Source organism: Pseudomonas sp. PDM28 (assembly GCF_019219115.1).
Lineage (GTDB): Bacteria > Pseudomonadota > Gammaproteobacteria > Pseudomonadales > Pseudomonadaceae > Aquipseudomonas > Aquipseudomonas laurylsulfatiphila.
In genome coordinates, this window is the sequence record NZ_JAHUWG010000001.1 from 362,854 (window position 1) to 382,012 (window position 19,159).

General features: G+C 62.0%; 16 protein-coding genes. 9 read left to right on the top strand and 7 right to left on the bottom strand.

Annotated elements, in window-relative coordinates:
* Positions 1–19: 19 nt before the first annotated feature.
* From pepP to gcvH, 7 genes are all read left to right on the top strand, one after another.
* The gene (gene pepP / locus KW841_RS01705; protein WP_218473184.1) at positions 20–1,354 is read left to right on the top strand and encodes a Xaa-Pro aminopeptidase; all 1,335 of its coding nucleotides are present in this window, start codon (positions 20–22) and stop codon (positions 1,352–1,354) included.
* Positions 1,351–2,538 (top strand): 2-octaprenyl-6-methoxyphenyl hydroxylase, encoded by a 1,188-nt coding sequence (gene ubiH, locus KW841_RS01710; RefSeq protein WP_218473185.1) that lies wholly within the window; start codon positions 1,351–1,353, stop codon positions 2,536–2,538. Before pepP ends, ubiH begins: the two co-directional genes overlap by 4 nt.
* Positions 2,539–2,629: 91 nt before the next feature.
* Entirely contained in the window at positions 2,630–3,847 is a 1,218-nt protein-coding gene (locus tag KW841_RS01715) for a 2-octaprenyl-3-methyl-6-methoxy-1,4-benzoquinol hydroxylase (protein WP_218473499.1), read from the top strand.
* Between the two features lie 246 nt (positions 3,848–4,093).
* Entirely contained in the window at positions 4,094–5,098 is a 1,005-nt protein-coding gene (locus KW841_RS01720) for an extracellular solute-binding protein (RefSeq protein WP_218473187.1), read from the top strand.
* A 141-nt stretch (positions 5,099–5,239) separates the two neighbouring features.
* Entirely contained in the window at positions 5,240–6,856 is a 1,617-nt protein-coding gene (locus tag KW841_RS01725) for an iron ABC transporter permease (RefSeq protein WP_218473188.1), read from the top strand.
* 156 nt (positions 6,857–7,012) lie between these two features.
* Positions 7,013–8,095, top strand: coding sequence for a glycine cleavage system aminomethyltransferase GcvT (gene gcvT / locus KW841_RS01730; protein ID WP_218473189.1), 1,083 nt, complete (start codon positions 7,013–7,015; stop codon positions 8,093–8,095).
* 49 nt (positions 8,096–8,144) lie between these two features.
* Complete coding sequence (gcvH, locus tag KW841_RS01735) at positions 8,145–8,528, top strand: glycine cleavage system protein GcvH (RefSeq protein WP_116579697.1); 384 nt, start codon at positions 8,145–8,147, stop codon at positions 8,526–8,528.
* Between the two features lie 84 nt (positions 8,529–8,612).
* Here gcvH and KW841_RS01740 read toward each other — a convergent pair whose 3' ends face one another.
* Positions 8,613–9,752: a DegT/DnrJ/EryC1/StrS aminotransferase family protein gene (locus tag KW841_RS01740; RefSeq protein WP_218473190.1), complete on the bottom strand. Its 1,140-nt coding sequence runs from the start codon at positions 9,750–9,752 to the stop codon at positions 8,613–8,615.
* Between the two features lie 155 nt (positions 9,753–9,907).
* On the opposite strand from KW841_RS01740, the gene gcvP reads away from it, so the two are divergent.
* Positions 9,908–12,781: an aminomethyl-transferring glycine dehydrogenase gene (gcvP, locus tag KW841_RS01745; RefSeq protein WP_218473191.1), complete on the top strand. Its 2,874-nt coding sequence runs from the start codon at positions 9,908–9,910 to the stop codon at positions 12,779–12,781.
* 196 nt (positions 12,782–12,977) lie between these two features.
* Here the strand turns inward: gcvP and KW841_RS01750 are convergent, their stop codons facing one another.
* The 5 genes from KW841_RS01750 to KW841_RS01770 form a co-directional block, all read right to left on the bottom strand.
* Positions 12,978–13,295 carry a DUF2388 domain-containing protein gene (locus tag KW841_RS01750; protein ID WP_007978921.1) on the bottom strand — a complete coding sequence of 106 codons (318 nt, stop codon included), beginning with the start codon at positions 13,293–13,295 and terminating at the stop codon, positions 12,978–12,980.
* A 68-nt stretch (positions 13,296–13,363) separates the two neighbouring features.
* The gene (locus tag KW841_RS01755) at positions 13,364–13,813 is read right to left on the bottom strand and encodes an NfeD family protein (protein WP_218473192.1); all 450 of its coding nucleotides are present in this window, start codon (positions 13,811–13,813) and stop codon (positions 13,364–13,366) included.
* Between the two features lie 8 nt (positions 13,814–13,821).
* Entirely contained in the window at positions 13,822–14,742 is a 921-nt protein-coding gene (locus KW841_RS01760; protein ID WP_007978923.1) for an SPFH domain-containing protein, read from the bottom strand.
* Positions 14,743–14,826: 84 nt separating this feature from the next.
* On the bottom strand, positions 14,827–16,611 hold the full coding sequence (locus KW841_RS01765; protein WP_218473193.1) for a GspE/PulE family protein: 1,785 nt from the start codon (positions 16,609–16,611) through the stop codon (positions 14,827–14,829).
* A gap of 90 nt (positions 16,612–16,701) precedes the next feature.
* Positions 16,702–17,040, bottom strand: a complete 339-nt coding sequence (locus KW841_RS01770) for a hypothetical protein (protein ID WP_116579691.1) — start codon at positions 17,038–17,040, stop codon at positions 16,702–16,704.
* A gap of 126 nt (positions 17,041–17,166) precedes the next feature.
* Between KW841_RS01770 and KW841_RS01775 the strand changes: the two genes are divergently transcribed.
* Positions 17,167–17,631 carry an Lrp/AsnC family transcriptional regulator gene (locus KW841_RS01775; RefSeq protein ID WP_008015415.1) on the top strand — a complete coding sequence of 155 codons (465 nt, stop codon included), beginning with the start codon at positions 17,167–17,169 and terminating at the stop codon, positions 17,629–17,631.
* 105 nt (positions 17,632–17,736) lie between these two features.
* Here the strand turns inward: KW841_RS01775 and KW841_RS01780 are convergent, their stop codons facing one another.
* Positions 17,737–19,104: an inorganic triphosphatase gene (locus KW841_RS01780; protein WP_218473194.1), complete on the bottom strand. Its 1,368-nt coding sequence runs from the start codon at positions 19,102–19,104 to the stop codon at positions 17,737–17,739.
* Positions 19,105–19,159 lie beyond the last annotated feature (55 nt).

Sequence of the window (19,159 nt, forward strand, 5' to 3'; positions counted from 1 at the left end):
CAGGGAACGCCATCTGCCCATGATCCACATCCCGAAATCGGAATACAGCCGTCGCCGCAAGGCCCTGATGGCGCAGATGGAACCCAACAGCATTGCCATCCTGCCCGCCGCCGCGGTGGCCATTCGTAACCGCGACGTCGAGCACGTCTACCGCCAGGACAGCGACTTCCAGTACCTCAGCGGCTTCCCTGAACCTCAGGCGGTATTGGTGCTGATGCCGGGGCGCGTGCATGGCGAATACATCCTGTTCTGCCGCGAGCGCAACGCCGAGCGCGAATTGTGGGATGGCCTGCGTGCCGGGCAGGAAGGCGCGATTCGCGACTTCGGCGCCGACGACGCCTTTCCCATCACCGATATCGACGACATCCTGCCGGGCCTGATCGAAGGCCGTGACCGGGTCTACTCGGCCATGGGCAGCAACCCCGAATTCGACCGCCACCTGATGGAATGGATCAACGTGATCCGCTCCAAGGCGAACCTCGGTGCCCAGCCGCCGAACGAATTCGTTGCCCTGGATCATCTGCTGCACGACATGCGCCTGTATAAATCGGCGGCAGAAGTGAAAGTGATGCGCGAGGCGGCGCGGATTTCCGCCCAGGCGCACGTACGGGCGATGCAGGCCTGTCGCGCCGGGTTGCACGAATTCAGCCTGGAAGCCGAGCTCGATTACGAATTTCGCAAGGGCGGGGCGAAGATGCCGGCCTACGGGTCGATCGTCGCGGCGGGGCGCAACAGCTGCATCCTGCATTACCAGCAGAATGACGCGCTGCTCAAGGACGGTGACCTGGTGCTGATCGACGCCGGGTGCGAGATCGACTGCTACGCCAGCGACATCACCCGGACCTTTCCGGTCAGCGGTAAATATTCAGCGGAACAGAAAGCGATTTACGAATTGGTGCTGGCCTCCCAAGAAGCCGCCTTTGCCGAAATCGCCCCGAACAAACACTGGAACCAGGCGCACGAGGCCACGGTCCGGGTCATCACGGCCGGGCTGGTCAAGCTGGGGTTGCTCCAGGGTGAGGTTGACGAACTGATCGCCAGCGAAGCCTACAAGGCGTTCTACATGCACCGCGCCGGCCATTGGCTGGGCATGGATGTGCACGATGTCGGCGAATACAAGGTCGGCGGCGAGTGGCGCGTACTGGAGGTCGGCATGGCGTTGACCGTGGAGCCGGGGATCTACATTGCTCCGGACAACCAGAGCGTGGCGAAGAAATGGCGTGGCATTGGCGTGCGCATCGAGGACGACGTAGTGGTCACCAGAACCGGCTGTGAAATATTGACGGGGGGCGTCCCTAAAACTGTCAGCGAAATCGAGACCCTGATGGCGCAAGCACGGACACAAGCGGCATGAGTCGAGTCAACCTGGCAATCATCGGTGGCGGGCTGGTCGGTGCGAGTCTGGCGCTGGCCTTGCAGGCCGGCGCCAAGGCCCGAGGCTGGAAGATCGTGCTGATCGAGCCGTTCGCTCCGGGGGATACGTATCAACCGAGTTACGATGCCCGTTCTTCGGCGCTGTCCTTTGGTTCGCGGCAGATTTACCAACGCCTGGGCGTCTGGCAGGAAGTCTCGCGCCGCGCCGAACCGATCAAGCAGATTCATGTTTCCGACCGTGGCCGATTCTCGACGGCGCGGTTGTCGGCGATGGAAGAGGGTGTTCCAGCGCTGGGTTATGTCGTTGAAAACGCTTGGCTCGGCCAATGCCTGTGGCAAGGCCTGGACAAGGACGTGATCAGCTGGCGCTGCCCGGCAGAAGTCACCCGCATGGAGCCGCTGACCGATGGCTATCGCCTGACCCTCAACGATGAAACCACCCTTGAGTGCGACCTCGCGGTGCTCGCCGATGGCGGCCGCTCTGGCCTGCGCGAGCAACTGGGGATCGGCATCCGCAAGCGTCCGTACAACCAGAGCGCGCTGATCGCCAACATCACCCCGAGCGAGGCCCATAACGGCATGGCCTTCGAGCGTTTCACCGACGAAGGCCCGATGGCGTTGCTACCGCTGCCGGAAAACCGCTGTGCACTGGTCTGGACCCGCCTGGGCATGGACGCGCAACGCCTGGCAGCCCTTGATGAGCGCAGTTTCCTCAGTGAATTGCAGGGCGTCTTCGGTTATCGCCTCGGTACGTTGAAACAGGTCGGTGCACGACATTTGTATCCGCTGACACTGGTCGAGGCCGAGGAACAGGTGCGCCCGCATCTAGCGGTGCTCGGCAACGCGGCGCACAGCCTGCATCCGATTGCCGGCCAGGGGTTCAACCTGTCCCTGCGCGATGCCCAGGCCCTGGCCGATGCCTTGCTCGCCAGCGAACAGCCCTTGGGCGACTTCGCCACCTTGCAGGCCTATCGCGAACGTCAGCGGCTCGACCAGAACCTCACCGTGGGCTTCTCCGATCAGGTTACGCGCCTGTTCGGCAGTACCCAGCCGCTGGTGTCCCTGGGCCGCAACATCGGCTTGCTCGGCCTCGACCTGCTGCCACCGGCCAAACGTTGGTTTGCCCGACAGGCGATGGGGCTGGGGACGCGACCGGATGCATAGCTGGCTGATGCGCCGGTTTGGCAAGGCACGATTGATAAAAACCCTTTACGTGCGGCTCAAGCCGCAAGAGAGACAGGCTTAAAGCATGGAAATGCGCGCAGATCTGCTGATTGTCGGGGCCGGAATGGTCGGCAGCGCCCTGGCGCTGGCGTTGCAGAACAGCGGGCTGGAAGTCCTGCTGCTGGACGGCAGCCCCATGAGTGTCAAACCCTTCAACGCTCAGGCCGCGTTTGAGCCGCGCGTAAGCGCCTTATCGGCTGCCAGCCAGCGGATTCTCGAACGCCTTGGCGTCTGGGACGGCATCGCCGGGCGGCGCAGCAGCCCCTACACCGACATGCAGGTCTGGGATGGCAGCGGCACCGGGCAAATCCACTTCTCGGCGGCCAGCGTGCATGCCGAGGTGCTGGGGCATATCGTCGAAAACCGAGTGGTCCAGGATGCCTTGCTCGAGCGCCTGCACGACTGTGACCTGGGCTTGCTGGCCAATGCACGGCTGGAACAGATGCGCCGCTCCGGCGACGACTGGCTGCTGACCCTGGCCGATGGCCGCACCCTGCGCGCGCCGCTGGTGATCGCCGCGGATGGCGCCAATTCGGCCGTGCGGCGCTTGGCCGGGGTCGCGACCCGCGAATGGGATTATCTGCACCATGCCATCGTCACCAGCGTGCGTTGCGCCAAGCCGCACCAGATGACGGCCTGGCAGCGCTTCACCGACAACGGTCCGTTGGCGTTTCTGCCGCTGGAGCGCGACGGCGAACAGGATTGGTGCTCGATCGTCTGGTCGACCACACCCGGCGAAGCCGAGCGCTTGATGGCGATGGATGACCAGGGTTTCTGCAAGGCACTGGAGCGAGCCTTCGAGGGGCGACTCGGTGAAGTGCTCAGCGCCGACCCGCGCCTGTGTGTGCCCCTGCGCCAGCGGCATGCCAAGCGTTATGTGGCTGAAGGCCTGGCGTTGATCGGCGACGCGGCCCACACCATTCACCCGTTGGCCGGGCAGGGCGTGAACCTCGGATTCCTCGATGCCGCCGTGCTGGCCGAAGTGTTGCTGCAAGCGGCAACCCGTGGTGAACGCCTGGCGGATGTGAAAGTCCTCAGCCGTTACGAGCGTCGGCGCATGCCCCACAACCTGGCGCTGATGGCGGCGATGGAAGGCTTCGAGCGCTTGTTCCAGGCGGATCCGTTGCCGGTGCGCTGGTTGCGTAATACCGGGTTGAAAATGGTTGATAAGATGCCGGAAGCCAAGGCTTTGTTCGTGCGTGAAGCGCTGGGGTTGACCGGGGATTTGCCGGCACTCGCCAAGCCCTGATTTCTGCGTTGAGGCTGCTGGCCTCTTCGCGGGCAAGCCCGCTCCCACAGTGGCCGGTGTGAAACATCAAATTTGTGTACACCAAAAAACCTGTGGGAGCGGGCTTGCCCGCGAAGGCGTCAGCACAAGCACCACAAATTCCAGGCGGCGCAACATCCGGTAACTCCTCCGCGAACAGCTTCGATTGAGAAGCTAAATGTGAGTCCTTATCATTTGACCTCATTTTTCAATCGAGAGACCGCTCCCATGTTGGCACCGAAGCGTCTACTGACTGCACTGGCCCTGACCCTGATTGGCAGCACCGCCGCCCAGGCCGCTGACGAGGTGGTGGTCTATTCCTCGCGTATCGACGAGCTGATCAAGCCAGTATTCGATGCCTACACAGCCAAGACCGGCGTGAAAGTGAAGTTCATCACCGACAAGGAAGCGCCGCTGATGCAGCGGCTCAAGGCCGAGGGCGCGAATACGCCGGCCGACCTGCTGCTGACCGTCGATGCCGGCAACCTCTGGCAAGCCGAGCAGATGGGCATCCTCCAGCCGTTCACCTCGAAAACCATCGACGCCAACATTCCGCTGCAGTACCGGGCCGCCTCCCACGCCTGGACCGGCTTGAGCCTGCGGGCGCGGACCATTGCCTACTCCACTGATCGCGTGAAGCCGGGCGAACTGACCACCTACGAAGCACTGGCCGACAAGCAATGGGAAGGCCGCCTGTGCCTGCGTACGGCGAAGAAGGTCTACAACCAGTCCCTGACCGCGACCATGATCGAAGTGCACGGCGCCGACAAGACCGAGGAAATCCTCAAGGGCTGGGTCAAGAACCTGTCCACTGACGTGTTCTCCGACGACACCGCCGTGCTCGAAGCGATCAATGCCGGCCAGTGCGATGTCGGCATCGTCAACACCTACTACTACGGCCGTCTGCACAAGCAGAAGCCGGATCTGCCGGTGAAGCTGTTCTGGCCGAACCAGGCCGACCGTGGCGTACACATCAACCTGTCGGGTATCGGCCTGACCCAACACGCACCACACCCGGAAGCGGCCAAGGCCCTGGTGGAGTGGATGACCACGCCTGAAGCGCAGAAGATCTTTGCCGACGTGAACCAGGAGTTCCCGGCCAACCCGGCCGTGCAGCCATCGGCTGAAGTCGCCGCATGGGGCAAGTTCATCGCTGATACCTTGCCTGTGGAAATTGCCGGCAAGCGCCAGGCTGAGGCGATTCGTCTGATGGACAAGGCTGGCTGGAACTGAGCCTGCTGGTTTAAAGAGCAAAAGATCGCAGCCTTCGGCAGCGCCTACAGGGTGATCACCAACCCGATGTAGGAGCTGCCGAAGGCTGCGATCTTTTCGCGTTTCACGTACATTTCGTTGATTTATCCAGAGAGCTTTTCCTTGGCCCACCCCGCCCAACGCCGCTGGTATCCCGTCGTCTTCGCCATCGCTGCGCTGGTCCTGTTGCCCCTGAGCGTCCTGCTGCTTTCCTGGCAAACCATCGACGTTCAAATCTGGTCCCACCTGTGGGACACGCAGATGCCGCGCTTGCTGGGCAACACGCTGACGCTGGTGCTCGGCGTTGCTGTGGGTGTCACCCTGCTGGGTGTCAGCCTTGCCTGGCTGACCAGCCTTTGCGAATTCCCCGGCCGGCGCTGGCTGGACTGGGCATTGATGCTGCCTTTCGCGATTCCGGCCTATGTACTGGCCTTCGTCTTCGTCGGCCTGCTGGATTTTGCCGGGCCCGTTCAAACCCTGCTGCGCGAATGGTTCGGCAGCGGTCTGCGGCTGCCGCGCGTGCGCTCCACGGGCGGGGTGATAGTAGTGCTGGTGCTGGTTTTCTATCCCTATGTGTATCTGCTGGCCCGCACTGCCTTCCTCGCCCAGGGCAAAGGCCTGATGGAAGCGGCGCGGGTCCTGGGTCAATCGCCCTGGCAAGCGTTCTGGCGCGTGGCATTGCCCATGGCGCGGCCGGCCATCGGTGCGGGCGTGGCATTGGCGCTGATGGAAACCCTGGCGGATTTCGGCGCCGTGTCGGTGTTCAACTTCGATACCTTCACCACGGCCATCTACAAGACCTGGTACGGCTTTTTCAGCCTGTCTTCCGCCGCGCAACTGGCCAGCTTGTTGCTGTTGGTGGTGATGCTCGTGCTCTACGGCGAGCGGCGTGCTCGCGGGGCCAACCGGGCGGCCAACGAGCGGCCACGGGCCAAGGCGCTGTATCACCTGCGAGGCTTCAAGGCGCTGGCGGCTTCGACCTGGTGCGGTCTGGTGTTTGCCTGCGCTTTTGTTATCCCGATGCTGCAATTGGCGGTGTGGTTCTGGCAGCGCGGGCGCTTCGATCTCGACGAGCGCTACACCGGGTTGATCGTCCATACCTTGTACCTGGGGGCGATGGCGGCGTTGATCACCGTCAGCGTCGCCTTGTTGCTGGCGTTTGCCCGACGCCTGGCGCCCACCCGGGTCATTCGTTCCGGGGTCAGTCTGGCCAACCTGGGTTACGCCTTGCCGGGCTCGGTGCTGGCGGTATCGATCATGCTGGCGTTCAGTTACCTGGATCGCGAGCTGGTGATCCCGCTCTCGAGCTGGCTCGGTGGCGCGGGCAAGCCGCTGCTGCTGGGCAGTCTGTCAGCGTTGTTGCTGGCCTATCTGGTGCGCTTCATTGCGGTGGCCTACGGACCACTGGAAAGCAGCCTGGCGCGTATACGGCCATCTTTGCCCGAAGCGGCACGTAGCCTTGGCGTCAGTGGGCCACGACTGTTTTTCAAAGTGTATCTACCGTTGTTGTTGCCCGGCACCTTGAGCGCGGCACTGCTGGTGTTCGTCGATGTGCTCAAGGAAATGCCCGCGACCCTGCTGATGCGCCCGTTTGGCTGGGACACGCTGGCGGTGCGGATCTTTGAAATGACCAGCGAAGGAGAGTGGGCGAGGGCATCTTTGCCAGCGTTGACGCTGGTGCTGGTCGGGCTGCTGCCGGTCATCGGATTGATCCGACGCTCAGCGCATCGAAACAGCTAGGTGTCAGTCCTACACCTTGCGGCTACAATGCGCGGCATTCGGTGCGGTCCGTCTGACAGACCAGGTAGCTGAAATCGGCTAAAGGCCCTTTGTTTCAAGGCATTCAGTCCGTGCAGCACTTGCCCGCACCTTCGCCACGCCCGGAAGGAGAAACCCATGGGACAGCGTACGCCTCTGTATGACCTTCATCTCGCGCTCGGCGCAAAGATGGTCGATTTTGGCGGTTGGGACATGCCTCTGCATTATGGATCGCAGGTCGAGGAACACCATCAGGTGCGCCGCGATTGCGGTGTCTTCGATGTATCCCACATGACCGTTATCGACGTCGACGGCTCCCAGGCCAAAGCCTGGCTTCAGCATTTGCTGGCCAATGATGTCGAACGCCTGCACAGCCCCGGCCGTGCGTTGTACAGCACCATGCTCAACGAGCAGGGCGGTATCGTCGACGACATGATCGTCTACCGTCTCGACGAGGGCTATCGCCTGGTGGTCAACGCCTCCACCCGCGATCAGGACATGGCCTGGATGCAAGCGCATCTCGACGGTTTCGACGTGCAGCTTCGCGAGCGCTCCGAGTTGGCGATGCTGGCCATTCAGGGTCCTCACGCCCGACAAAAAATTGCCGAGCTGGTCAACCAGTCCCGCGGCAACCTGATCCAGCTCCTCAAGCCCTTCGAAGGCCTGCCCGATGGTGACTGGTTCATCGCGCGCACCGGTTATACCGGCGAAGACGGCCTGGAAATCATTCTGCCGGCGAATCAGGCGCCCGGGTTCTTCAACGATCTGGTCGGTGCCGGGATTTCTCCCATCGGTCTTGGCGCGCGGGATACCTTGCGGGTCGAAGCCGGCATGAACCTTTACGGTCAGGACATCCAGCAGGATGTTTCACCCCTGGCCTCCAATATGGCCTGGACCATCGCCTGGGAACCTGCCACCCGGCAGTTCATCGGGCGCAAGGCCCTGGAAGCCGAGCAAGCCGCGGGTATACAGCACAAACTGGTCGGTCTGGTCCTTGAGGAGCGCGGTGTTTTACGCGCTCATCAGGTGGTCCGCATCGCCGATGTTGGCGAAGGGGAGATCACCAGTGGTAGTTTCTCTCCTACGCTTAGCAAGTCGATAGCACTGGCGCGCGTGCCGATGGCAACTGCCGACCGCGCTGAAGTGGAAATTCGTGGCAAGTGGTACCCGGTCCGGGTGGTCAAACCGACCTTCGTGCGCCACGGCAAAACCTTGATCTAATCTTTTCCAGCGGTTAACGACCGCTGACAATTTCCTGAGGACACAGAACATGAGCAATATCCCTGCCGACCTGCGTTTTGCCGAAAGTCACGAATGGGCACGTCTGGAAGCCGATGGCACCGTCACCGTGGGCATCAGCGATCACGCGCAGGAAGCGCTGGGTGATGTGGTGTTCGTCGAACTGACCGAAGTTGGCAACGTGTTTGCTGCCGGTGATCAGTCGGGTGTCGTTGAATCGGTCAAAGCCGCTTCTGATATCTACTCCCCGATTGCCGGTGAAGTGATCGCGGTCAACGAAGCGCTGAGTGCTGAGCCTGAGCTGCTCAACTCCGATCCGTACGGCGCGTGGATCTTCAAGCTCAAGCCAAGCAACACCGCCGATCTGGAAAAACTGCTGGATGCCGCCGGCTACAAGGCCGCCATCGGCGAGTAATGCTCGCCCCTGTAGGAGCCGGCTTGCCGGCGATGGCGTCCTCTAAATCGCCATCGCCGGCAAGCCGGCTCCTACAAGGGTGGATCAAGGCTTGAGTACTGCTTTCACCGCCGCCACCGAACGCTCGACATCCGCTTTGCTCATCGCGGTGAACATCGGCAGCGAGACAATCAGCCGACCGATCCGCTCGGCGATCGGGAACATGCCCTCCTTGAAACCGCGCTCGCGGTAAAGGCTCAACAGGTGAATCGGCGGGTAGTGATAGCCGATCCCGACACCCAAAGCCTGCATCTGCTCCATGAAAGTCGCCCGTGCCGGTTTGTCATCCGTACGTTCCGGCAATACCAGCTGGAATAAATGCCAGTTGCTGTGGGTGAAATCCGCCGGAGGCAAATGCGCGCCGTACTGCGCTTCGAAATCCGCGCCAAAGCAGGCGAAATAGTGCCGGGCCAGCTCACGGCGATGAGCGGTGATGGCTTCGATATGAGCAAATTGCCCCAGGCCAATGGCCGCGGCGACGTCGGTCATGTTGAATTTGCCACCCAGCACGTCGACGTCCAGGCCGTCGAAGCCGTTGCGGGTAACGCCCTGCAGCCGGTATTTCTCGGCCAGTCGTACTTCTTCGGGCGTATTCAGCACCAGGCAACCGCCTTCTGAGGAGGTGACGTTCTTGTTCGCCTGAAAACTGAAAGACACGAAATCACCGGTCGAGCCAATGCGCTGGCCGTTCCAGCTGGAGCCCAATGCCTGGGCCGCATCCTCGACGATTCGCAGGCTGTGCTTCTTCGCCAGTGCGTACAGACGCGTCATGTCCACGGGCAATCCGGCGAGGTACACCGGGATGACGGCCTTGGTGCGTGGAGTGATCGCCGCTTCCAGTTGATCCAGATCGATATTGCGCGTCACCGGGTCGATGTCGGCAAACACCGGGGTGGCGCCGACCTCCAGGATGACGTTGGCGGTGGCCACCCAGGAAATCGGCGCGGTGATCACTTCATCGCCCGGCCCGACCCCGGCAATACGCAAGGCGATTTCCATGGTGCAGGTACCGGAATTGAAGGTGCGCACCGGGCGCCCGCCAAAATACTCCGAGAGTTGCGCTTCGAAGGCCTGGACCTTGGGGCCGCTGGTAATCCAGCCCGAGCGCAATACGTCACCGACAGCGGCGATCGTGGCTTCATCGATGGTGGGTTTGGAAAACGGCAGGAACGGCAGTTGGCTCATGGATACGGGTCACCCGATCAGCGGACATTAGGGAGGCGCCGGACATGATGAGCCGGATTGGCCGACGATGCCACGCCATCCACGCGGAGATCGACTGCTATGCTGGTTTGACCGTGTTGCATCGACGCTGAGCGCCAGTCAAGAGAGAGCCCGTCATGTCCCAGTTGCCGTCCCTGAGCCAGTTACGCGACCCCAATGCCTTTCTGCGCCGCCACCTCGGTCCTGATGCCGCCGAGCAACAGGCGATGCTCGACAGCCTCGGCCTGGGCAGCCGGGTCGAATTGATCGAGCAAACGGTGCCGCCGGGCATCCGCCTCAACCGGGCGCTGGACCTGCCCCCGGCACTCGATGAGGAGGCTGCGCTGGCCAAGCTGCGCGGTTATGCCGAGCAGAACCAGGTCTGGACCAGCCTGATCGGCATGGGCTACCACGGTACCCTCACGCCAGCGGTCATTCTGCGTAACGTGCTGGAAAATCCCGGCTGGTACACCGCGTACACACCCTATCAACCGGAGATCGCCCAAGGGCGACTCGAAGCGCTGCTGAACTTCCAGCAATTGACCATCGACCTGACCGGCCTGGAGTTGGCCAACGCCTCGCTGCTGGATGAGGCCACCGCCGCGGCGGAAGCCATGGCCCTGGCCAAGCGCGTCGCCAAGTCCAAAAGCAATCTGTTCTTTGTCGACGAAAACTGCCATCCGCAAACCATTTCCGTAGTGCAGACCCGCGCCGAAGGTTTCGGCTTCGAGCTGATCGTCGACGCTGTGGATAACTTGAAGCAGCACCAAGTGTTCGGCGCGCTGCTGCAATACCCTGACACCCACGGCGAGATCCACGACCTGCGGCCGCTGATCGATCACCTGCACGCGCAACAGGCCCTGGCCTGTGTCGCCACGGATTTGCTGAGCCTGTTGTTGCTGACCCCGCCGGGTGAACTGGGCGCCGATGTGGTGTTCGGCTCGTCCCAGCGATTTGGCGTGCCCATGGGCTACGGCGGGCCGCATGCGGCATTCTTTGCCAGCCGCGATGAGTACAAGCGAGCGATTCCCGGACGGATCATCGGTGTTTCGAAAGATGCGCGGGGCAACACCGCCCTGCGCATGGCCCTGCAAACCCGCGAGCAACATATCCGCCGGGAGAAGGCCAACTCCAACATCTGCACGGCCCAGGTGCTGCTGGCCAATATCGCCAGCTTCTATGCGGTCTACCACGGCCCGGAAGGGCTCAAGCGGATCGCCCAGCGGGTTCACCGGCTGACCTGCATCCTGGCCGCCGGGCTCGAGCGCAAGGGCATCACCCGGGTCAACCGGCACTTCTTCGACACGCTGACGCTGGAAGTCGGCGGAACCCAGACCGCGATCATCGACAGTGCCCGGGCCGCGCAGATCAACCTGCGCATTCTCGGGCGCGGCCAACTGGGTTTGAGCCTCGACGAGGCCTGCGACGAAACCACCGTGGAGAGGCTGTTCGACGTGTTTCTGGGAGCCGATCACGGGCTCAGTATCGAGGACCTGGATGCCGAAGTCCTGCCTGGCGGAATTCCCCAAGGGTTGGTGCGAACCTCACCTTATCTGCGTCATCCGGTGTTCAGCGCCCATCACAGCGAAACCGAGATGCTGCGCTACCTCAAGCAACTGGAAAACAAGGACCTGGCGCTCAATCAATCGATGATCCCGCTGGGCTCCTGCACCATGAAACTCAACGCCACCAGCGAGATGATCCCGATCACCTGGCCGCAGTTCGCCAACCTGCACCCGTTCGTGCCGAAAGAGCAGGCCGCCGGGTACGGGCTGATGATCGAGGAGCTGGAGCGCTGGCTGTGCGCGATCACCGGTTTCGATGCCATCTGCATGCAGCCCAACTCCGGTGCCCAAGGCGAGTACGCCGGGCTGCTGGCGATCCGCAAATATCATGAGAGCCGGCAGCAGGGCGGCCGCGATATCTGCCTGATTCCTTCGTCGGCACACGGCACCAATCCCGCGTCGGCGCAAATGGCCGGGATGCGCGTGGTGATCGTCGAATGTGACGAGGCGGGCAACGTCGACCTGGACGACCTCAAGGAGAAAGCCGCGCAGGCCGCCGACAAACTCGCCTGCCTGATGGCGACCTATCCTTCGACCCATGGCGTGTATGAGGAAGGCATCAGCGAAATCTGTGAAGTGATCCACCATCACGGCGGTCAGGTGTACATGGATGGCGCCAACCTAAACGCCCAGGTCGGGCTGGCGCGGCCGGCGGATATTGGCGCCGATGTCTCGCACATGAACCTGCACAAGACCTTCTGCATTCCCCATGGTGGCGGCGGTCCGGGCATGGGGCCGATTGGTGTTCGGGCACATCTGGCGCCCTTCGTGGCCAACCATCCGGTGGTGCCGATCGACGGGCCGCAGCCGCAAAACGGCGCCGTCAGCGCGGCGCCCTGGGGCAGCGCAAGCATTCTGCCGATCAGCTGGATGTACATCGCCATGATGGGGCCGCAACTGGCGGACGCCAGCGAAGTGGCGATCCTGGCTGCGAATTACCTGGCGCGGCATTTGTCCGGTGCCTTTCCGGTGCTGTACACCGGACGCAACGAACGGGTGGCCCACGAATGCATCCTCGACCTGCGACCGCTCAAGGCATTGACCGGTATCACCGAAGAGGACGTCGCCAAGCGCCTGATGGACTACGGCTTCCATGCCCCGACCATGTCGTTCCCGGTGCCGGGGACGCTGATGGTCGAACCGACCGAAAGCGAATCGAAGGCGGAGCTGGACAGGTTTATCGGCGCAATGCTGAGCATCCGCGCGGAAATCAACGAGGTGCAGAACGGTAACTGGCCGGCGGAGGAAAACCCGTTGAAAGGTGCGCCGCATACGCTGGCCGATATCACCGGCGTTTGGGAGCGGCCGTACAGTATCGAGCAAGCCGTCACGCCGGACGCGCATACCAAGGCTCACAAATACTGGCCGGTGGTGAACCGGGTGGACAATGTGTATGGGGACCGGAACCTGTTTTGCGCGTGTGTGCCGGTGGATGACTACCGCTGACATTTCAGGCTGCACATAACCCCTGTGGGAGCGAGCTTGCTCGCGATTGCGGTGTGACAGTCAATGAAGCTTTTACTGATCCACCGCTATCGCGAGCAAGCTCGCTCCCACAGGTGGGGCCCGGTGAACATGGGATTTGTGTTCGTCGGGCAAAAAAAATGCCGCTCATGTGAGCGGCATTTTTCATTCGCAACGCTTATTCAGACGCCACGGCATTCTTCGCCAGGATCGCATTCGCCAACTCCATGTCCGTGGCTTGCAGGCCCGGGTTGTCGGCGCGGACTTTCTGCATGGCCGCTTCCAGGTACGGACCGCGGATGCTGCCGTCGCTGGCGACGAAGCTGCTGGCATCGTCCTGGGCCGCGACGACCAGTTTGTGATCCTTGGATGTCAGATAGCTCGAACCGGTGGTTGCACCGGACGTAAGAACGTTACGCCAAAAAGTATCGGCCATCGCCGAACCGACAGGCAGGGACAACAGCGCGACGGTAGCGACAGCAAGTTTGAAACGCATGACAGGGTGACTCCACTGGGTTGACTACGCGGTTGGATTGCCAACCCCCAATCGAGTTCCGTGGCTGCCTATTCCGCCGCTTCGACCAACAGGATTGCGCCTTGCTGGCCGACCACCCGCACGCGGCTGCCAATGGCAACGTCCGGCCCGCGGGCCATCCACACGCCGTCGGCCACCTTGATTTTGCCGCGACCGTCGACAATTGCTTCATGCACCACGAAGGTCTTGCCGATCAGTTCCTGACCACGCTGGTTCAGGTGCGGCTGATCGCTCAGGCGAGTCGCCGTGCGCTGACGCCGCCACCAGTACAAGGCGGTGGCGATCGACAGCAGGCCGAACAACAGAAATTGCCATTCCCACGACAGACCCGGCAGGAAGAAGGTCAAGACGCCCACGGTAGCCGCTGCCATACCGATCCACAGCAGGTAGCCGCCAGCACCGAACACCTCAAGAATCAACAGCACCGTGCCCAGCGCCAACCAGTCCCAGAACGAAAGATGCTGCAAAAATGCCCACATGGCGGGCCTCAGGCTTTCTTGTTATCGAAAGTGGCTTTGACGATTTCGCCAATGCCGCCCACCGCGCCGATCATCGAACTGGCCTCCAGCGGCATCAGGATCACTTTGCTGTTGTTGGCCGAAGCCAGCTTGCCCAGCGCGTCGATGTACTTCTGCGCCACGAAGTAGTTGACCGCTTGCACGTTACCGCTGGCGATCGCTTCGGACACCACCTTGGTGGCCTGGGCTTCTGCCGCGGCTTGCCGCTCGCGGGCTTCGGACTCCAGGAAGGCGGCCTGCCGGCTGCCTTCGGCTTCGAGGATCTGCGCCTGCTTCTTGCCTTCGGCGGTCAGGATCGCTGCGGCACGCAGGCCTTCGGCCTCGAGGATCTGTGCACGCTTGATCCGTTCGGCTTTCATCTGCCCACTCATCGCCGCCATCAGGTCGGCGGGTGGGCTGATGTCCTTGATCTCGATCCGGGTGATCTTGATGCCCCACGGCGCGGTCGCTTCATCGACGGTGCGCAGCAGTTTTTCGTTGATGCCGTCGCGCTGGCTGAGCATGGCGTCGAGCTCCATCGAGCCGAGCACCGTGCGGATGTTGGTTTGCAACAGGTTACGAATGGCGTGCTCGAGGTTGTTCACCTCGTAGGCAGCCTGGGCCGTGTTGACCACCTGGAAGAAGCACACGGCGTCGATTTGCACCGTGGCATTGTCAGCGGTGATGACTTCCTGTGGTGGAATATCCAGCACGCTTTCCATCACATTCATCTTGCGCCCGATGCGGTCCATCACCGGAACGATGACGTTCAGCCCCGGCTTGAGCGTGTTGGTGTAGCGCCCGAAACGCTCGACGGTCCATTCAAAACCCTGGGGCACGACCTTGAAGCCCATGAACAGAATGGCGACCACCAGGCCGACAAAAAGCAAAAGCACACTACCGATCTGCATAACGATTCCTTGTTGATGTGTGGATCTGTGGAGTAGCAATCGTTGGAGTGTAGCGGTGCCGAGGGCGGATAAGAACAGCCGGGCTCAGTTCTGCTCGCTCTGGGGCGTCACGCGCAGAACCTCCTCGATGGTCGTCAGCCCGGCGGCGACCTTTTGCGCCCCCGACAGCCGCAGGCTGCGCATGCCTTCCTTGAATGCCTGGCGTCGCACGGCCAGCAGATCGGTATCGGGACTGATCAACGCCTTGATGCCATCACTGAGTTGCATGATTTCGTAGACCCCGGCACGGCCGCGATAACCGGTGTCGCGACATTCCACGCAACCGACGGCACGCTGGGCATTGCCTGGCAGCGGGGCCTGCCAGGGGCGGGTCAGGGTTTGCCAATCGTCTTCGCCCAGTGCCAGTGGCGCCTTGCAGTGCGGGCACAGGGTTCGCACCAGTCGCTGGGCCATGACGCCAAGCACCGTGGCCTTGATCAGGTAATGCGGCACGCCAAGTTCCAGCATGCGGCTGATGGCGCCGGGCGCATCGTTGGTGTGCAGGGTCGACAGCACCAGGTGCCCGGTGAGCGCCGCCTGGATCGCCATCTCCGCGGTTTCGAGGTCGCGGATCTCGCCGATCATGATGATGTCCGGGTCTTGTCGCATCAGCGCACGCACGCCGGCGGCGAAGGTCAGGTCGATGTTGTGCTGGACCTGCATCTGGTTGAAGGCCGGCTCGACCATTTCAATCGGGTCTTCGATGGTGCAGAGGTTGACCTCCGGCGTCGCCAGTTTTTTCAGGGTGGTGTAGAGGGTGGTGGTCTTGCCCGACCCCGTCGGCCCGGTGACGAGGATGATGCCGTGGGGCTGGCGGGTCATGTCCTGCCAGCGGCGCAGGTCGTCGGTGGAGAAACCGAGCTGGTCGAAATCCTTGAGCAGGACGTCCGGGTCGAAGATCCGCATGACCATTTTTTCGCCGAAGGCGGTGGGCAGTGTCGACAAGCGCAATTCAACTTCGCCGCCGTCCGGGGTCTTGGTTTTCACCCGGCCGTCCTGGGGTTTGCGTTTCTCCGCGACGTTCATGCGCCCCAGGGTTTTCAGGCGACTGACGATGGCCATGGTGACCTGGGGCGGGAATTGATAGACGTTGTGCAGCACGCCGTCGATGCGAAAGCGCACCGTGCCTTGCTCGCGACGGGGCTCGATGTGGATGTCGCTGGCGCGTTGCTGGAACGCGTACTGGAACAGCCAGTCGACGATGTTGACGATGTGGGCATCGTTGGCGTCCGGCTCCTGGTCGCTGGCGCCGAGGTTGAGCAACTGTTCGAAATTGCCGAGGGTACTGACGTGCGGGTCGGCGCTGTTGGCCCCGGTGACCGATTTGGCCAGACGGAAAAATTCGACGCTGAAGCGCTGGATGTCCACCGGGTTGGCCACCACGCGCTTGATCGGCAATTTGAGCACGTGGGTCAGGTCGGCCTCCCAGCCGCTGACATAAGGCTGGGCGCTGGCCACGGTCACCGCATCACGGTCGATCGCTACCGCGAGGATCTTGTGACGCTGTGCGAAGGCATAGGACATCAGCGGGGTCACGGCCGCGACGTTAATTTTCAACGGATCGATCCGCAGATAAGGCTGTCCGGCCTGCCGGGATAGCCACAGGGTCAGGCTTTCCAGGTCCAGCAGTTTGCCGGGGCGGCTGAGGTCGCCCAACTGTTGGCTGGCAATGAACTCCAGCGGATGCATTTGGCCATGGGTAGCGTTGCGGCGGCGGGCATTGAGCGCGTGTTCGGCCGAATCCTGGCTGATAAAGCCCTGCGCGACCAGTTCGCGCAGCACATCATTGAGATCCAGCCAGCGGTCCTGAAAGGCGAGTTGTACGGACATGCGGGCTCCTTTTGAACGACAGTGCGCAAAGGATAGCCGTGGCCCGGCTGACCGCTGGGCCACTACCCGACGAAGCCGTTTCGGCGTTTTTCAGCCCGCCGCCTGTATCGTTTCGGCCCAGGCAGAGTCAGCTGCTTGCAGCTCTACTGAGCAGACGCAGATCAGGTTACGAAGTTTTTCCGCTATCACTTGCGCGCGGTGCCAGCTCAAACCGTCGATGACGATCTCGATGGTCAGCCAGTCTTCCTGGCGCTGCACGTTGACCTGTTCCGGCGTGAGCAATTGCAAGGCAAACAGATTGAGGGCGCGACACAGCAGGTCCGGTTCGGCCTCGGCCCGCATTTGATAGTGAACACGGCAATGGGCATTGCTGACGTTCCAGACATCGGCGCGGGCAGGTGAGGTGTTCACGGCTTCGAGATACGGCATGGTCAGGCTCCAGAAATACTGGAGAAATATTTACATCCTGTGTCGGGTATTTCTTCTCTATGATTGGCAAAATGGCAGGAATGCAGACTTAATCAATTCACATATTGAGAGATTAAAGGTTTTTTTATGCAGAGCGAACTGGACAGCTACGACCGCAAGATCCTCGCCTTGCTGCAAGAGGACGCTTCGCTTTCCAGTGCGCAGATCGCCGAGCAGGTAGGTCTTTCGCAATCGCCTTGCTGGCGGCGGATCCAGCGGATGAAGGAGGAGGGCATCATTCGCGGCCAGGTGACCCTGCTCGACCGCAAGAAAATCGGCCTGAACACGCAGATCTTCGCGGAAGTGAAACTCAATGCCCACGGGCGTTCGAACTTCACCGAATTCACCGAGGCGATTCGCGGCTTTCCGGAGGTGCTGGAGTGTTACGTGCTGATGGGGGCGGTGGATTTTCTGCTGCGGATTGTCACGGCGGACATAGAGGCGTACGAGCGCTTCTTCTTCGAGAAGCTGTCGATGGTGCCGGGGATTCAGGAGGTCAACTCGATCGTGGCGTTGTCGGAGATCAAGTCGACTACCAGTTTGCCGGTCTGAATTTTGTGGTGAGTCTGCTGGCCTCATCGCGAGCAAGCTCGCTCCCACAGGGGAAATGCATACACCACAACCCTTGTGGGAGCGAGCTTGCTCGCGATGACGGTGTTACAGACGCAGCAGCATCTTCCAGGCACGGTTCTGATACACCGCAATCGCCTGCTGCTTGCGCGCATCCAGGACTTCGTCGGTGATCGATTCGTTGGCCAGTTGCGCCAGTTTGTTCAGCTCGCCGTACAGGCGATCCATTTCCGGGATCTCCAGCACGTTACGCGCATGGTGCAGCCAGACCTGGATGCGTTCGATGCGCGGCAGTTGCTCGGCCAGGTCTTCCGGTTGTTGCTGATAGCGTTGCAATTGCAGCGAGTTGGCTTCTTCGCCCAGCAGGCGTGGCAACCAGCTGCCCAGTTGCGCAGCGCCCTGGCGATTGCCACGGGTGTTGCGGTCGGCAGCCCAGGTGCGGGCCAGCAGCCAGCGTGAGGTCGTCAGTGAGAACAGGCCCCAGCGCGGGTCTTCGAGCTCTTCAAGGAACTGCTCGGGCGCGGCTTTGCGCACGTCTTCATCGTCCAGGCCGGCCTGGACCAGCGGGCGCCAGTCTTCCAGCAAGGCATCAAGGGCGATGCGCAGATCGTGAGTGGACTGACGTGGTGCCGCTTGACCCAGGCTGCTGATCAGCGCGCGCATTTCGGCCAGGCACTCGACCCAGTCCTGCAACAGGCGCCAGTGACCGTTGAAGCGATATTGCTCGGCCAGGCGCTGGCTGCTGCCGAGCAGGTGCCAGCTCAGCGCGGCGAACGCGTCGTCCAGCGGCGTTTCGGCCGTGATCTGCGGCGCCGGCAGGCTCAACGAATAGCTGTGGGCGTCGTACAGGCGATAACCGCGCTCGGCCTTGCTGATATCGCATGGCATCAGCGCCAGTTTCTCTGCCAGCTCGGCGGCCAGCTCCAGCAATGCGGCCGGCTCGCCTTCACGCAACTCCAGCTCCAGCTCGCAGATTTCTTCTTTCTGCTTGCCGACCACTACGTGGCCAAGGTCCAGGGCGGCTTCGATGACCACTTTGGTCTTGCCGCGGCCCCAGGCGATTTCCGCGCGCTCGCGGACGAAGTCGGTGGTGAAGATCGGCTTCAGGGTTTTTTTGTCCAGTCCGGCCAGTTCCTCGGGCCAGCATTCGCCGTCGAGTTTCTTCAGGTCGAGCTTGGCTTTGGGCAGGTTCCAGTCGTACTCGTTACGCACCGACAGGCCGGCGACGCTCTGGCCACGGGTCTTGAGGGTCTGGATCACTTCTTCGCCATCCTTGCGCAGGCGCAGGGCGACTTTGGCCTGGGCCAGGTCGCGCTCGGGCGTGTCGAAGTACTGATTCATCAACTCACGGCGTTCCCAGCCACTTTTGTTGCGTTTTTTCAGTAAGGGGTGCTCGCGCAGGGCGGCGAGGGTTTCGCGGCTGACGCGGAGTTTGATTTCGGTTTCTTTCTGCATGGCCGGAAAATCCAGGATCGGGAGCGCAGCCGGGGGAATGTGTGGCTGCCAAGGT

What these genes read in the sequence shown, in the direction of transcription:
- KW841_RS01780 (WP_218473194.1), bottom strand. Translation starts at nt 19,104, where the DNA reads ATGCAGAAAGAAACCGAAATCAAACTCCGCGTCAGCCGCGAAACCCTC.
- KW841_RS01720 (WP_218473187.1), top strand. Translation starts at nt 4,094, where the DNA reads ATGTTGGCACCGAAGCGTCTACTGACTGCACTGGCCCTGACCCTGATT.
- KW841_RS01715 (WP_218473499.1), top strand. Translation starts at nt 2,630, where the DNA reads ATGCGCGCAGATCTGCTGATTGTCGGGGCCGGAATGGTCGGCAGCGCC.
- gcvH (WP_116579697.1), top strand. Translation starts at nt 8,145, where the DNA reads ATGAGCAATATCCCTGCCGACCTGCGTTTTGCCGAAAGTCACGAATGG.
- gcvT (WP_218473189.1), top strand. Translation starts at nt 7,013, where the DNA reads ATGGGACAGCGTACGCCTCTGTATGACCTTCATCTCGCGCTCGGCGCA.
- KW841_RS01775 (WP_008015415.1), top strand. Translation starts at nt 17,167, where the DNA reads ATGCAGAGCGAACTGGACAGCTACGACCGCAAGATCCTCGCCTTGCTG.
- ubiH (WP_218473185.1), top strand. Translation starts at nt 1,351, where the DNA reads ATGAGTCGAGTCAACCTGGCAATCATCGGTGGCGGGCTGGTCGGTGCG.
- KW841_RS01770 (WP_116579691.1), bottom strand. Translation starts at nt 17,040, where the DNA reads ATGCCGTATCTCGAAGCCGTGAACACCTCACCTGCCCGCGCCGATGTC.
- pepP (WP_218473184.1), top strand. Translation starts at nt 20, where the DNA reads ATGATCCACATCCCGAAATCGGAATACAGCCGTCGCCGCAAGGCCCTG.
- KW841_RS01765 (WP_218473193.1), bottom strand. Translation starts at nt 16,611, where the DNA reads ATGTCCGTACAACTCGCCTTTCAGGACCGCTGGCTGGATCTCAATGAT.
- KW841_RS01750 (WP_007978921.1), bottom strand. Translation starts at nt 13,295, where the DNA reads ATGCGTTTCAAACTTGCTGTCGCTACCGTCGCGCTGTTGTCCCTGCCT.
- gcvP (WP_218473191.1), top strand. Translation starts at nt 9,908, where the DNA reads ATGTCCCAGTTGCCGTCCCTGAGCCAGTTACGCGACCCCAATGCCTTT.
- KW841_RS01740 (WP_218473190.1), bottom strand. Translation starts at nt 9,752, where the DNA reads ATGAGCCAACTGCCGTTCCTGCCGTTTTCCAAACCCACCATCGATGAA.
- KW841_RS01755 (WP_218473192.1), bottom strand. Translation starts at nt 13,813, where the DNA reads ATGTGGGCATTTTTGCAGCATCTTTCGTTCTGGGACTGGTTGGCGCTG.
- KW841_RS01760 (WP_007978923.1), bottom strand. Translation starts at nt 14,742, where the DNA reads ATGCAGATCGGTAGTGTGCTTTTGCTTTTTGTCGGCCTGGTGGTCGCC.